This is a genomic window from Synechococcus sp. PCC 6312 (genome assembly GCF_000316685.1).
Taxonomy (GTDB): domain Bacteria; phylum Cyanobacteriota; class Cyanobacteriia; order Thermosynechococcales; family Thermosynechococcaceae; genus Pseudocalidococcus.
In genome coordinates this window covers 1,339,388-1,353,355 of record NC_019680.1, presented here as the reverse complement: position 1 = coordinate 1,353,355, position 13,968 = coordinate 1,339,388, and the positions used below count along the sequence as shown (strand labels likewise).

14 protein-coding genes are annotated in these 13,968 nt (G+C 47.0%); 11 read left to right on the top strand and 3 right to left on the bottom strand.

Features of this window, described 5'->3' with window-relative positions:
* The first annotated feature begins 59 nt into the window (after positions 1-59).
* The 5 genes from SYN6312_RS06650 to SYN6312_RS06630 are packed head-to-tail and all read left to right on the top strand — an operon-like array spanning position 60 to position 7,540.
* Positions 60-419, top strand: a complete 360-nt coding sequence (locus SYN6312_RS06650; protein ID WP_015124094.1) for a PleD family two-component system response regulator — start codon at positions 60-62, stop codon at positions 417-419.
* A gap of 21 nt (positions 420-440) precedes the next feature.
* Positions 441-986: a chemotaxis protein CheW gene (locus SYN6312_RS06645; protein ID WP_015124093.1), complete on the top strand. Its 546-nt coding sequence runs from the start codon at positions 441-443 to the stop codon at positions 984-986.
* Positions 987-1,030: 44 nt separating this feature from the next.
* Positions 1,031-3,913, top strand: a complete 2,883-nt coding sequence (locus SYN6312_RS06640) for a methyl-accepting chemotaxis protein (protein ID WP_015124092.1) — start codon at positions 1,031-1,033, stop codon at positions 3,911-3,913.
* A 4-nt stretch (positions 3,914-3,917) separates the two neighbouring features.
* The gene (locus SYN6312_RS06635; protein ID WP_015124091.1) at positions 3,918-6,998 is read left to right on the top strand and encodes a response regulator; all 3,081 of its coding nucleotides are present in this window, start codon (positions 3,918-3,920) and stop codon (positions 6,996-6,998) included.
* Between the two features lie 23 nt (positions 6,999-7,021).
* Positions 7,022-7,540 (top strand): chemotaxis protein CheW, encoded by a 519-nt coding sequence (locus SYN6312_RS06630; RefSeq protein ID WP_015124090.1) that lies wholly within the window; start codon positions 7,022-7,024, stop codon positions 7,538-7,540.
* On the opposite strand, the gene SYN6312_RS06625 is transcribed toward SYN6312_RS06630, so the two are convergent.
* Positions 7,537-9,207, bottom strand: a complete 1,671-nt coding sequence (locus SYN6312_RS06625; protein WP_015124089.1) for a Ppx/GppA phosphatase family protein — start codon at positions 9,205-9,207, stop codon at positions 7,537-7,539. The two genes, SYN6312_RS06630 and SYN6312_RS06625, sit on opposite strands and share 4 nt — an antisense overlap.
* A 94-nt stretch (positions 9,208-9,301) precedes the next feature.
* Positions 9,302-9,601 carry a BMC domain-containing protein gene (locus tag SYN6312_RS06620; protein ID WP_015124088.1) on the bottom strand — a complete coding sequence of 100 codons (300 nt, stop codon included), beginning with the start codon at positions 9,599-9,601 and terminating at the stop codon, positions 9,302-9,304.
* Between the two features lie 328 nt (positions 9,602-9,929).
* Between SYN6312_RS06620 and SYN6312_RS06615 the strand changes: the two genes are divergently transcribed.
* Positions 9,930-10,349, top strand: coding sequence for a hypothetical protein (locus SYN6312_RS06615; RefSeq protein WP_015124087.1), 420 nt, complete (start codon positions 9,930-9,932; stop codon positions 10,347-10,349).
* A 788-nt stretch (positions 10,350-11,137) separates the two neighbouring features.
* Positions 11,138-11,407: a hypothetical protein gene (locus SYN6312_RS06610; protein WP_156804753.1), complete on the top strand. Its 270-nt coding sequence runs from the start codon at positions 11,138-11,140 to the stop codon at positions 11,405-11,407.
* A gap of 11 nt (positions 11,408-11,418) precedes the next feature.
* On the opposite strand, the gene SYN6312_RS06605 is transcribed toward SYN6312_RS06610, so the two are convergent.
* A complete protein-coding gene (locus SYN6312_RS06605; protein WP_015124085.1) occupies positions 11,419-11,619 on the bottom strand; it encodes a helix-turn-helix transcriptional regulator in 201 nt (66 codons plus the stop codon).
* A 190-nt stretch (positions 11,620-11,809) separates the two neighbouring features.
* Here SYN6312_RS06605 and SYN6312_RS06600 point away from each other — a divergent pair, with 190 nt between their 5' ends.
* From SYN6312_RS06600 to SYN6312_RS06585, 4 genes are all read left to right on the top strand, one after another.
* Complete coding sequence (locus tag SYN6312_RS06600; RefSeq protein ID WP_015124084.1) at positions 11,810-11,998, top strand: hypothetical protein; 189 nt, start codon at positions 11,810-11,812, stop codon at positions 11,996-11,998.
* A gap of 617 nt (positions 11,999-12,615) precedes the next feature.
* A complete protein-coding gene (locus SYN6312_RS06595) occupies positions 12,616-12,846 on the top strand; it encodes a hypothetical protein (protein ID WP_015124081.1) in 231 nt (76 codons plus the stop codon).
* Positions 12,847-12,908: 62 nt separating this feature from the next.
* A complete protein-coding gene (locus SYN6312_RS06590) occupies positions 12,909-13,298 on the top strand; it encodes a hypothetical protein (protein WP_015124080.1) in 390 nt (129 codons plus the stop codon).
* A gap of 11 nt (positions 13,299-13,309) precedes the next feature.
* Positions 13,310-13,960, top strand: a complete 651-nt coding sequence (locus tag SYN6312_RS06585; protein WP_015124079.1) for a hypothetical protein — start codon at positions 13,310-13,312, stop codon at positions 13,958-13,960.
* Positions 13,961-13,968: the final 8 nt, after the last annotated feature.

Below are 13,968 nucleotides of genomic sequence, written 5' to 3'. Positions count from 1 at the left end.
TAAGTTGATGGTTTGATGAACCGTTTTGGTTTCTAATTTGTTTTTTTGAGGTTGCGGGAATGAGTACGGTTTTAGTGGTGGAAGATACGCCTTCAGAGATGGAGTTAATTAACAGTTATCTCAAGGAAAGTGGCTATTCTGTGATCAATGCCAGTGATGCCAAAGAAGCCCTCGATAAAGCGACCCAACTCAGGCCAGATGTGGTGATTACGGATGTGGTGATGCCGGGGATGAGTGGCTTTGAACTCTGCCGGAGTCTGAAGAAGAATCCTGGCACTGAGAAACTCCCGATTATTGTCTGTAGTTCCAAAAATCAAGAATTGGATCGGCTGTGGGCGATGAAACAGGGGGCCGATGCCTATGTGACGAAACCCTTTAATCGAGATGACATTGTTAAGGCTGTGAAATCAGTGACCTAAAGGAGAAATTGGGCAAAGCTTATGCAAACTGGGGGAGATACAACGGCATCTGTGAACTGGAGCGGGGGATTAGAGCAATTACCAGGCCTGGGGGAAAAACGCTCCCAACGCCGCCTGGGAGACCCCTACTTGCGCCTGCAATTGACCCCAGATACCACGGCTGTTTTAGCGACTGATGATACCCAAGAAGTGTTAGTCGTGCCGGGTTTTAAGCTCACCGTGATGCCAGATATGCCGAATGTTGTCTTGGGTCTGTTAAACCATCGTAACCGGGTGATTTGGGTGATTGATTTACCCTTGCTTTTGGGCTTACCGGCCTTGAGTTTAGAGGTTCCCCAATTAACGGTCGCAATTATCCGCCCCCAGGGGGAGAAACCCTTAGGTTTAGCTGTGCCACAAATTCGGGGTCTGGTGCGTTTGGAAGCTGAGGCGATTCAATCTCCGGTGGGAACGGTGGCCGCAGGCTTCATTCCCTATCTATGTGGCTGTTGTCTGCACCATCAGGAGATTCTCTTGGTGTTGGCCGCCTCTGCCATTGCCCAATCCCTGCCGGATGCCTCAATTTAAACCCATTGCCCAAACTTATTTCTTAACCCTGACTAGGAACTACTATGACCACCTCGCAACGGCCGACTCCCCAACCCACCGACCTCCCCCAGTTACCCAATTCCGTCCTCAATGCCTATCAAAATGACTTAGAAACAGGCAATGGTCATGGACAAGGTAACCAGAAACCCCCTCGCAGCACCCCATCACCACCGGGACAACCACCATCACCCCCACCACGTTCTCGCGAGCTTGACAAGAGTCGGTCTCCCCGGCGGAGTTTGCGGACAAAATTTACGTTGTTCAGTATTGCTTTGGGAGTCTTACCCGTTTTGGGGGTGGGGATTATTGCCTTTGGCCTGGGGAATCGCACCATTAGCAACCAAACACTGACAACTGAAAAAAATTCAGCGATTAACTTTGCTGACAAGTTTCAGATTTTCCTCAGAGACCGGGTTAGTGATGCTCGGCTTCTCTCCCAAAATCCAGCCCTCACCAATGCCCAACAACGCCGAAATAGTTCTCAACTGGTGGCTACGTTAGATCGTTATGTAACCGCCTATGAAGCCTATGACAGTGCGGCTTTGATTGCAGCAGACGGGCGGGGCACAGTTGTTGCTCAGTCCCAGGGAAGACCTCTGCCCGACAATATTCTCCAAAATCATCAATACTTTAAGTCGGCCCTCGAAACTGGCCAGGCCTTGGTGACGGTTGAGCCGACCCTGTCTTTGCCGGATCGGCCAGTCGGTGTTTTTGTGGCAGCTCCGGTACGGGATTCAGCCAGTAACCGAATTGTGGGTGTGCTCCGGTTGCGGATTCCCCTCGATCGCTTAGACTTCTTTGTGGCAAACTATGCTGGCAATGGCCGTAACTATCTCCTGGTAGATCGGCAAGGCACAGTCTTTGTGTCCTCTCTCGCTGATTTAATTAACCAACCGGCAAGTAAGGCCTTTGCTAACTTTGCTCAGATTCAGGCCACTGGCCAGCCAACCGTTGCCTTGGAAACCCTACGGACGAATCGCACTCCTCAGGTTTTAGCGACCGCGCCCGTGAAAGCCGGGAATTGGCAAGTCGCCCTAGCCACCGACCAAGACGTTGCCTTTGCCTCAACCCGTCAGCTTTTTTGGATCTTTCTGGTTGGGATTGGGGTGACGGCCGTGGGGGTGGGGGTGATTGCGGCCTACTTCGCTCAACGGGGCACGAAACGGATTTTAGAGACAACGGCTGCGGTCGAGAAAATGGGGCAGGGGGATCTGACGACGCGGGTGGCTGTGGCTGGAGATGATGAGATCACTGGCCTGGGGGTGAACATCAACGAAATGGCAGCCCAGATTGCCGAATTACTGGATACTACCGAGGCAGCCCGGCAACAACAAAGCGAAGAGGCCGAGCGGGCAAAACAGTTGCGAGATATTACTCTACGCCTGGCAACCTATACCGAGGAGCCGGAGCTTCTCCAAGCCGCTGTCACAGCAATCCGTCAAGCCCTGAAGACAGACCGGATGATTGTCTATGAGTTTGATGCTGATTATGTCGGGACAGTGGTGGCAGAATCCGTAGATCCAGCCTGGCCCGCTGCCTTAGACACCAGGATTGATGACCCCTGTTTTCGTCAAAATTGGATTGAGGCCTACAGCCAGGGTCGAATTCAGGCTACGCCTGATATTTTGAATGCTGGCTTAACCCCCTGTCATCTCAAACAACTGAGTCCGCTCAAGGTACGGGCAAATTTGGTCGCCCCGATCATCGTTGAGCAAAAGCTGGTTGCGCTGTTGATTGCCCATGAATGTTCTGGGCCGCGGGCCTGGCAGCAGTCGGAAATTGACTTTTTTGGGCAGCTTGCCACTCAGATTGGCCTGGTTGTAGAACGCTTGAACTTCCTGAAACAAACCGAAGTCGCCCGACAAGAGGCAGAGGGTTTAGCCCGGCAGCAGCAACAGCGCACAGAAAGCATTCAATCCCAGCTTATTAACCTCCTGAGTGAAGTAGAAGCTGCCTCCCAAGGAGATCTGACGGTGCGAGCAGACATTACGGCGGGGGAGATTGGCACGGTTGCTGACATTTTTAACTCCCTGATTGAAAGCCTCCGGGAAGTGGTTATCCAGGTAAAAGACTCCACCGCCCAAGTCAACCAGGCCCTCGGTGAAGATGAAACGGCGATGCGGCAATTGGCCGATGACTCTTTGCGCCAGGCCAAGAAAATCAACCGGATGTTGGGTGCGGTTGAAGACATGTCTCGCTCAATCCAATCTGTGGCTGACACCGCCAACCAGGCCGCCGAAGTTGCCCGTAAAGCCTCGGAAACTGCCCAGACCAGTGGCTCAACCATGGACGACACCGTGCAAAGCATCTTGAGTCTCCGGGAAACGGTGGCAGAAACGGCCAAAAAGGTCAAACGTCTGGGGGAATCCTCCCAACAGATTTCTAAAGTGATTTCGTTGATTAACCAAATTGCGCTCCAAACCAACTTACTCGCCATTAATGCCAGTATTGAAGCGGCTCGAGCGGGGGAAGAAGGGCGAGGCTTTGCGGTGGTTGCTGAAGAAGTGGGGGAATTGGCGGCCCGGTCAGCGGCGGCAACCAAAGAGATTGAACAAATTGTTGAGGCCATTCAGCAGGAAACGAATGAAGTGGTCATGGCCATGGAAACGGGAACAAGTCAGGTGGTCACAGGCACACAACTCGTGGAAGAAGCCAAGAAAAACCTGGAAGAAATTGTCACCGTTTCCCAAGCCATTGATGAACTGGTGCAATCTATTTCCCAAACCACCGTCAGCCAAACCCGGACTGCCACGACTGTGAACACCCTGATGAAAGATATTGCCAAAGTTTCTGAGGGGATGTCCGATAGCTCCCGCCAAATTTCCGAATCCCTGGAAGGAACAGTGGCCGTGGCCAAAAAACTCCAGGCTTCGGTGGATACCTTTACGGTGACAGAGGACAGCTAAAGCCATGGTTCCCCCTAAATCCCAACTCATTCCCGCCAATGATGGGCAAGAAATTGTCCGGCAACAGTTTTTGGAAGAAGCCCAAGACTATCTCGAGGCCATGGAAACGGGGCTATTGGGCCTCAGCCAAGACGGGCAAAATCGGGGTCGCGTTGATGGGATTCTCCGGGCTGCTCACTCGATCAAGGGGGGAGCGGCCATGATGGGGTTTACGCAACTGAGTGATCTAGCCCATCGTCTGGAAGATTTCTTAAAAGTGATCCGGGCCGGGACTCCGGTAGAGATAGACTTGGAACAGCAATTACTCCGGGGCGTGGATTGTCTGCAACATCTGATTTCCCTGAATCGGCAAGGGATGATTGCCCCACAAAGTTGGCTAGATACCCAAGTTGATCCGGTGATTGAGCAACTCCAGGCCCGGCTCGGGGATTTGCAACCGGAAAGTGAAATTGCCCTGCTGTCGGAAGATGCCGGGGGCGATATGCGGGCGTTGTTGTTCGAATCAGAAGTGGAAGGCTGCTTACAACGACTTGAGGCAGTTTTGGCCAGTCCCGAACAACCCTGTTTGCTGGAGGAATTGAAAATTGTCGCCCAAGAACTTGAGGGCCTGGGGCAAATGCTGGAACTCCCGGCCTTTGTCAGTTATTGCGCCTCAGTGAGCGATCTCTTAGAACATCAGCCCTACCCATTGGCAGCCATCGCGACCGAAATTGTCCAAGGCTGGAGACGCTGCCAGGCCATGGTCTTAGTTGGGCAATTCCAGGCCTTACCCGAACGGTTTATCTCTTGGTCAAAGACTACCGATTTCATCGATCTCGAAGAACTCCCGGAACTCTCAGATTTAGAACTGGATGCCGAGGCCCTTTTTGCCCCAGATGCAGTCCCAGACTATCCCGCCCTCGAACCCTTAGACATTTCCCACGACCAACCTGAGGCAACCTTACCATTCCGAGAAGTGGGGCCAAAACCGGCCTTAGCAGGCCTGGAAAATCTCTTAGCCGATGTCGAAACCGCACTGGATGACCAGGAATTTGATCCGGTTTTAGAATTTTCTCCCAGCTTATTGCCAGATCATGCCCACCCGACCCTTCCGCCCACTTCTGCATCGACCATTCCGTCTAGGGAACCTGCCCCTTCAGCCCCAGCGGCCTCAGAATCTGCGGGTCATGCCGAAGCCTATAAAACCGTGCGCGTCGCTGTCCAACAGTTAGATGAACTGGCAGACTTGTTTGGGGAATTAACCATCGAACGCAATGGCTTAGGCCTGCACGTTCAACGCCTCCAACAACAGATGCAGGCTCTGAAGGACAAAGTTCGCCGCCTTGAGCAATCCAACTTCCAACTCCGCCAGGGCTATGACCGCGTCACCACTCAAACCTTTGGGATCCCCACTGCTAATCTCCAGCAAAAATTAGCCAAGTCAGAGATTGCCCCCCACTGGCAGGATCAATTTGATGCCTTGGAATTTGACCGCTACAACCCCCTGCACCAGTTGTCTCAGGATGTGATTGAAACCATTGTCCAAATCCAAGAAATTACCAGTGATCTAGAAATTGGCCTGGAAGATACGGAGCGCACCCAGCGGGACTTACACCGCACCGCCAAACAAATGCAAAATCGCCTCACCCAAGTGCGGATGCGTCCCTTTGCTGACCTGGCCAATCGTTATCCTCGGATGGTGCGAGATCTCTGTCATGAATATGGCAAAGGGGTGCAACTGGAGATTAATGGCGGCAATACCCTTGTCGATCGGACCATTTTAGAAGCCCTCACGGATCCGCTCCTCCATCTAGTCCGTAATGCCTTTGATCACGGCATCGAATCCCCCGCGGAGCGCACCGCTCAGGGTAAACCCAATCCGGCCAAAATTACGATTAGTGCGGCCTATCGGGGCAGCCAAACCATTATTCAAATTGCCGATGATGGGCAAGGCATTAACCTGGAAAAAATTAAGCAACGGGGCCTGGAGATGGGCTTAGATGCCATGATGCTAAACCAGGCCAGTGAACGGGAATTGGTAGATTTAATTTTTGAACCGGGATTTACCACTGCCCCTCAGGTAACGGAACTGTCTGGGCGCGGCGTGGGCATGGATGTGGTCCGGACAAACCTGAAAAAAATCCGCGGTGAAATTCAGGTGGAGACCAAACCTGGCCTGGGAACTACGTTTACAATTACCGTACCGTTTACCCTTTCCGTAGTGCGGGTGCTGCTGGTGGAAATTGCCGGAATGTTGGTGGCCGTGCCGACAGATGCAGTGGAAGAAATGACCCTGTTTGAAGCAGAAAACCTGTTACACAGTGCGGGCCAGACTCTCTTGGATTGGGACGGCCTATTGATGCCCCTAATTCAACTGGAGCAATGGTTTAACTTCCCCCGCCCCCGTCCCCGGATTAGCATGGAAGCCGCCCCGATTATTGATCAGCCAACCCTACTCGTCATTGCCCAAGGCGACCATTTGCTTGGGATTCCAACCGAACGCTATTGGGGGGAGCAGGAAGTAACCATCCGGCAAGTGGATAGCGCGTTGCCCTTACCTCCCGGCTTTAGTGGCTGTACGATTTTGGGTGATGGTCGGATTGTGCCCCTAGTGGATACCTATGGCCTCTGGCGCTGGCTCGAAACCCAACAATCCCAAGCCCCAAACTTAAAACCCAAATCCCCAGGCCTGGTCTCCAGCCAACCGCGACAGAGCCGACAAACAACCGTCTTGATTGTGGATGATTCGATCAATGTCCGCCGATTTTTAGCCAACACCCTAGAAAAAGCGGGCTATCGAGTCGAACAAGCCAAGGATGGTCAAGAAGCCCTAGATTTACTCAGCAATGGCCTCTCTGCTCAAGCAGTAATTTGTGATATCGAGATGCCCCGCTTGGATGGTTATGGCTTTTTGTCCCAGGCTAAAAACTTAAAAAACCAGGAAAACTTACCTGTGGTGATGCTGACCTCTAGGAGTAGTGAGAAGCACCGCCAACTTGCGATCAATTTAGGCGCAACTGCTTACTTCACCAAACCTTTCCGTGAAGCTGACCTCTTGGCTACGTTGAAGACTCTAGTCACTTCCCCCCAACCCCAACCTGTTTGATGGTCCTCATTTAAGAGAATGTTATGGCTCTGACTGCTTCCTTAAAATCCCGCCGGAAATCTCGCACCACGGCAGAACAAGCCCCAACCCAGCGGTTGCTCCAGTTTGAGATTGCCCAAGAACAATTTGCTCTACCAATTACCCAGGTCTTAAAGATCATTCCCCTAACAACTATCCACGGTGATCCTGCTGGGCGTGGCATTGGCCTGGCTCACTATCAACAACAGGAAGTTCTTGTGATTAATGTTGAGAACGTTCTGTTGCCCCACAATCTCCCAATTAAGAAAACTATTTATCAATTTCTTCTGATTCTCCAGGCCACTGATATGACTCATCTCGAACTCCTGGGCATTCCAATTCAAACCCCACCCCAGCTAATTCGAATTAACCCAGAGGCCATTACCCCCTTGCCCACTCATTATCGTTCTTTGGGAAATATCCACTGTGTCAGCACGTTGATGATGGATACACAGACTCCCAATACTCAACCGCTGTTTATTATTGATGTGAACCAGATTTTCTCCAGTTTAAATCAGCCTTAAGCAAGGGTAACCGTTTCTTCAATTGGAGTCTTTGCCCCTGGATCAGATGACTCTAAATGCGCCTCCAATTTGAGATTAAAAACCATTTCAAAGGCCTCTTTTTTGTAGTTCAAACTCCACAGTTCGAGTTCACAGGCATCATTGGCATTGCTGGGATGCAAAATTAAGGTAAACTCTTGGGATTCTGATTGCCATCGGCAGGAAATATCTTGAATTGCCCCAACCTGTCGCCGATCAAGGGCAATGGCTAACCTGAGAATGGCACTTAACTGCTCAACAACTACGCGATGTTCCCGACTGGTTAGATTACGGTAGTTTTCATGTTTTTTCTTGGGGGTGTTTTTACGGTGATAGCGGGCCAAGTTGGCAATGAGTTCAATTTCTGTATCCGTGTACCCCAATAGGCCCCCATTACGAATTAAGTAATAGGAATGTTTGTGATGGGCTGAGTGACTGACAAAATGCCCACAATTGTGCAAAATTGCTGCTGCCCAGAGTAGTTCTCGCTCTAGTTCGCCCCACTGATGTAATATTCCTTGGGTCTGGTCAAACAAACTGAGGGCAAAGGCTGCTACTCGCTCGCTATAGGGTAAGTTGACTCGGAACTTTTGAGCCATCCCCAGCGTGCTGCGTTGTCGGACTGAACCTTGATAGCGAAGTCGGTCTTCAATTAAACCGTGGGAGAGCATCCAATCAACAACAATCCCTTCCCGCAAGGCCCGATCACAGATTTGGAGACTGTTGGCTTCCAGTAAGTTCATCACCTCCGAGAGGACAACTGCCCCGGCCAAGATAATTTCAGCCCGTTTTTCCGACATTCCAGGGACTTGGGTGCGCTGGTGGTAGTTGAGGGGGCGGAGTTTTTGAATCAGTCCTTTCAGGTCAGTCTGGGTCAGGGTATAGCCTTGCAGGGAAGCGGGTGCATGACCTAAAGTTTGCCAGACATGGAGGTTCATGAGGCTTTCAATCGTCCCCGATGTCCCGACCAACTTAGGAACTTCCCCCGGCCGTAGATGGGAACGTAATTCCTCCGTAGCCCGATCTAACATCCCCCGCACATAGCCGCGCAACTGCTCAAAATCTCGCTCTGAGATGGGGTCACTCTGGACAAACATATCCGTTAGGCGGACTGCCCCAACTTTGGTGCTACTGAGGTAGCGGGGTTCATGGCCGTCTCCCAGAATCAGTTCTGTTGAGCCACCACCAATATCCACAATCACATGGGGTTGCCCCTGAAATTCCAGGCCAGAGAGGACTCCCAAATAAATCCGGCGGGCTTCTTCTACCCCGGAAATGAGGGCAATCTCCAGGCCGGTTTCATCCCGCACCTGTTGTAAAAACTCCAGGCCATTCGGAGCTTCCCGGACTGCACTAGTCGCCACGCCGATCACGGCTTCTGCCCGGAGACTATCGGCTAATTCGCGACAGCGTCTTAAGGAGCCTAGGGCCCGTTCCATTGCGGCTAAAGTCAGCTGGCCCGTTTGTTCACAGCGTTCCCCGAGGCGAACCGTATCCTTTTGGGCCGCGATAATCTTAAAGCTGGGTAAAGTCGGGTTAATGTCCACCACTACCATGTGAATCGAGTTAGTCCCAACATCAATCGCCGCTAAGATGCGCTGTTCTGGGTTATGACTCCGCCAAAGTTGAAGAACAGGTACGCCTGACATGGGGGAATGCACCTATGGGCTAAACATTTTCATTTCTAGTCTCCCCTGGCCTGGGGCAATCCAGGTTAAAAGCAACCAAATTCCCCAAGATTTTTTACAAGAGATAGTCTTCCAGGCCCCCCCCACCCCCTGCAATGGGTAACACCGCCGCTAAATTCCCTGGTGGATGCGGAATGACTTGCCAGGACTTTACCTCTTGACCAAGATGGCGGGCAGTTTGAACCGAGGCCTGGACATCAGCAACTGTTCCCCGCACTACCACTGTCCAATAGCCACTGCCAATGCCTTCGCAACTGACCAACACAACTTGGGCCGCCTTAATCATCACATCCGCAACATTGAGGGCGGCGGGATACCCTAACACCTGCACCATCCCAACTGCCAGTTCTGCCATCGGTTTTCTCAATCCTTTCCCCAAATTCTATGGCTATGGTACTCGTTCTTGCCCAGATACAGGGGGGGATTGGCAGAAACAGATGCATTACTAGTCTGAGGGCAGAGGGCAGTCTTTTAGAAAACCCCAAAGCGGCCAAGCACTCAAGAGTCTTCCTGGCCTGAAAACAGTTTGGAGAGACCAATAAACGTAATCTTTTTTAACGTTATTAGGTTGCTCAGAACACACGCTACAGATTGGTTTTGGCATAATTTGGCCATGGGCTGAGAATCCTCGCCCCTCGCTTTGGTCTAGTCCCCAAAACATCCCCAAGAAAAAGGAGTGAGCCATGACCGACACGGCAACTGTCAATATTTTACTTTTTATGCAAAAAACTGCCGAAGATGAAACCTTACAAGCTGAGTTAGAGGCGTTATTGGGAGTTGGGGATGGCAATATTAGTTGTGAATCTGAACTAGATTCTGAAGAAGCGGCGGTTCTCAAAGGCTCCCAGGCCCCAGTGGTGGCGGAATTTGCTACATCCCAGGGTTTTGCCTTTACAGCAGCGGATTTGGTGGCAGTGGTTGAGGCCTTTGAACAGCACCAGGCAGGTTCTTTAAGCGACGAGGAGTTTACAGCCTTTTTAGGGACAACACTCCCCGATACAACCCATGATGATCATGCGGCTCAAGTCACCAATCCTCTTAAGCGTCTCAGCCGCTATTTGGGTAAGACCTACCTGGGCCTGGGGGCTAATACTGACGACTAAAGGGCCCCCTCATGTTTTTGTCTGAATCAATCTGGTTTTGGGTAAGGCTGGCCTGGAGCAAGGAGAGGTTCCTGTCATTCTGGTTATGCATTAAAGATAGTGTTGTCGGCTGATTAATTTTACTCTTGCAATTTTTATACCTAGACCTAGAGACGTTTTGCTTGTAAACTATCCATAGGGGCCATTAGCAGATTCTCCAATGGGGCGATTAGCACAGGGGTAGCGCACTTCCTTCACACTGAGGCTAACAGCTTAAGCGGGGTAAGGGTTATAGTCCCTATAGTGTAACACTGAACTAAGATAGGACTAAGTTATACAATAGCTCTTATATACAATTAAAAAAAGTTAGCAATAAAATTTTGTACTTTTTTGTTTGGTAAACTGCTTTAGTAAAAGAGTTTAATAAAAGCTTATGTCTGTTTTGTTTAGTAAAACTTTTTAGTAAAACTCTTTAATAAAAAATTGCCTATATATAAATATATATATATAAATATATATCTATATAAGAGAGTTTATATAGACTTTTCTAAAGGGATAATCTAACTAGGTTTCTTAAATCCGTTTACCAACAGTTTTTAGTAGCTAGTTAGATGTTTTTTCTGACCTAAAGGGTTATCTACCCTTGATAGAATTTACCTTAACAGAAGTATTTTACCTTGTCAAGTATCCCCTATAAAAACTTTTAACCATACTCCTTGTCAAGGTATCTTGTTTTATAATCCTATTTAATCGTATTTAAGTGTACTTTAGTGTGTTACTACCTGGGATATACAGACTTAGAGGAGTTATTGCTAGCTATTGGCTCTAGCAATACCTTAGCTCCTTATCTTCTATACCTTGATTCAAGAACAGGAATAAAAAAGAAGATTAAACTATCTTCTTTAATTGAGTTTATAGATAGCTTATTTAATCAATATCAAGATGAAATTTATGGTCATGAACTATTTGAATCGTTTACAGAGCTTGATTTAAGTGAGTTAGAGGATTTTTTAAGCTATTTTGATAACACTAGAGATTTAATAAAGTCTTTTTTATTAAATTATCAAGATAACCCTTAGATAAAGTGATTCTAAGCCACTTTACTATCTTGAAAAATCTCATCAAGGCTAAAGCCAAGCTCTATAAGTGTTTTAAGCTCTTTAGGGGTTATAGAGTTAACCGAGCCATTCTCAAGCCTATTAACACGCAATCTACTAACCCCTAGCTTTTCTGCAAGCTGAGATTGGGTTAAACCTTGATCTTCACGTTGTTTTTTTAAGCCATAGAGCATAGTCTATAACCCCATAGATAAAAATCATGGTTCAAAATCTGAACTTTATCCAAAATATGATGTAAGTTGGAAGTGTTCAGAATTTGCACATAACTATTATAACACGGTAAAGCTCTATTAAAGGGCTTAAATACCGTCTATATTGCTGTGTCTAAAAATCTGACTCTAAACCAATCTAAAGGAGTTTGTGATGTCTAGTTCCTCTAATTGTGAGATTTCCGTTAACACAGCTAAACGGTATCTAGCCGAGGGCAAGCCTGTTTACGGAACTCTTCCCAGTGGTCTAAAAATTAGGATTATCCATATTGGGACAAAGCTTGCAACAGCCTCAACCGGCCGGATTTGGGACAAATTTGATTTTACCTATACGGCTTCTTAATTAAGCTTTCTTTTCTTTGTTTCTATCAACCCCATCTAATCAAGGAGTCCAAAAGTGAACCCAGAAGATTTTTATAACGCTCAAGTCTTAAATCCTGTGATGAGTGCCGCTTTTTTCCCTACCTTAAACAGGATTTATAAGTCTCTAGCTAATCTCTTTAATACAGTTCAGCTACTGCCAACTGATAGCGGTGTTCAATTCTACTGTTTTCTAGCTAACGGTCTTTGTGTCCTTAAGGTTCACTGTAATCCTGATAGCACGGAGTTAAGGACTAATAGCCTTACCGTCTCTTGTCCTACTGACTCTTTATTCGTAGGTGACTAAACAAAGCAATTAATAAAGGGTTATTAATAACTGATTTAATAACCCTTATCTTTTTATCCATTCATTAACTCAATCAAGGAGCTTTCAGTTATGCCAGTTTATTGTTACTTGCCCAACAAAAAAGTTTACATCAATCTTTCTAATGTGAACACAATAGAAGCAAGTCAAGGGTATTTAGTGATACGTTTTAATACCCAAACTGGATTAGGCGTTACAGATGAAACAGACATAAAGATTCTTTTAGCCGTATTAGAAAACTCTGAACTATTCAGAGAATTGTAAGGAGTTAAAGAATGGGAGATAAAGACGCTGAAATAAGCACTTTAATCTGGTATCTGATTAGTAGAGGCTTTACCTTAAGAGAATTTAGGGAATATCACTCTAATATTACTAACCAACAATGGGGATATAAATTAACAAGGTATAACCCAGAAAGTAACTTAACTCAGGTTTATTGGGTTAATCCTGATAATGTGGATTATTTAACTAAAAGACTTAAGGAGTTAATGAGGAAAAGATTTTAAGTTTTTATTGGGAAGTTACTAACCAAGTTTACCTATCACTTAATTCAAAAGGAGTTCAAACAGTGAAATACAATAGCAATCCTATATTCTACTTAGTAGATAAAGGAATAACGGTTACTAAAAAGTCAGAAGTAAAAGGTAATTACCTTTATTTCCCTTCAACTTTTGAGTATCAGGTTTATAAAACTCTATTAGAGTTAGATACACCTATCGTTAATCAATACCCTATTGACTTAAAGTTTACTTATTGGAAAGTGGACTTTAAGCTACCTAGCTACGATACCCTAGTAGAGGCTAAAGGCTTTGAGACTGAAGCTTATAAGCTCAAACTTAAAGCTTTTCGATATTATTATCCTGATGCAAGATTAGAGATAGTCAAAAACTTATCTCAGGCAAGGGAATTAGTCTCAAGACTTAAACAGCGTCAAGTCTATTCACAGTCAACAAAATAAGGAGTTCAATTATGCCACTGTTATCTAAACCTACCGGAAAATCTAACGTTAGATACTTTAATCCTGCTTATGGTCAAGACGTTTACTTAATCACAGTAGAAGAGGCTACTATTAGCCTTAAGGAAAAGGTTATTAACCTTTACGGCAAATGCAGCCTTAAAAACATTCTTAATGAAGCTGCTTTAATAGCCTGGAATATAAACTCTGATACCTATAAAGGTAAAAGCTACTCTGAAGGTGAATTAGTAGAAGTTGACGTTAATCCAGAAATAGCTGAAGTATCACTATTCACTGAATTAAGAAACTTATTAGGGGATAAGGAGAAAGTCGGCATTAAGGGTACTATTTCTATTGGGATTCAGTCATCAGAAGTTCAGCTAGAAGTTAGTGAAGCTAAGGCTAACAACTCTAAAGGGGGATACAAGAGTAATTGTACCCCTGAGTCTTTCTACGAAAACACTAAAGCCGTATTAGAGGCTAGAAGAGACTTTTACTTAGGTGAATTAAGTCAAGCAATTAAGGCTTTGGGTATTGAGCTAGAGATTAAGTCACTTTTTGACGTTATCGAATTAACCGAAAAGGTTAAAAGTGATTCTAATCTTTCTATTAAGCTTGGTACTATATCAAGTTTGATTAAGTCTTTCTGGATTAACGAAAAATAAGGAGTTTT

Bases quoted from the DNA above. Each gene is read 5' to 3' on its own strand.
- SYN6312_RS06645 (WP_015124093.1), top strand. From the start codon at position 441: ATGCAAACTGGGGGAGATACAACGGCATCTGTGAACTGGAGCGGGGGA.
- SYN6312_RS06650 (WP_015124094.1), top strand. From the start codon at position 60: ATGAGTACGGTTTTAGTGGTGGAAGATACGCCTTCAGAGATGGAGTTA.
- SYN6312_RS06620 (WP_015124088.1), bottom strand. From the start codon at position 9,601: ATGGCAGAACTGGCAGTTGGGATGGTGCAGGTGTTAGGGTATCCCGCC.
- SYN6312_RS06640 (WP_015124092.1), top strand. From the start codon at position 1,031: ATGACCACCTCGCAACGGCCGACTCCCCAACCCACCGACCTCCCCCAG.
- SYN6312_RS06605 (WP_015124085.1), bottom strand. From the start codon at position 11,619: ATGCTCTATGGCTTAAAAAAACAACGTGAAGATCAAGGTTTAACCCAA.
- SYN6312_RS06630 (WP_015124090.1), top strand. From the start codon at position 7,022: ATGGCTCTGACTGCTTCCTTAAAATCCCGCCGGAAATCTCGCACCACG.
- SYN6312_RS06595 (WP_015124081.1), top strand. From the start codon at position 12,616: ATGGGAGATAAAGACGCTGAAATAAGCACTTTAATCTGGTATCTGATT.
- SYN6312_RS06585 (WP_015124079.1), top strand. From the start codon at position 13,310: ATGCCACTGTTATCTAAACCTACCGGAAAATCTAACGTTAGATACTTT.
- SYN6312_RS06600 (WP_015124084.1), top strand. From the start codon at position 11,810: ATGTCTAGTTCCTCTAATTGTGAGATTTCCGTTAACACAGCTAAACGG.
- SYN6312_RS06635 (WP_015124091.1), top strand. From the start codon at position 3,918: ATGGTTCCCCCTAAATCCCAACTCATTCCCGCCAATGATGGGCAAGAA.
- SYN6312_RS06625 (WP_015124089.1), bottom strand. From the start codon at position 9,207: ATGTCAGGCGTACCTGTTCTTCAACTTTGGCGGAGTCATAACCCAGAA.
- SYN6312_RS06615 (WP_015124087.1), top strand. From the start codon at position 9,930: ATGACCGACACGGCAACTGTCAATATTTTACTTTTTATGCAAAAAACT.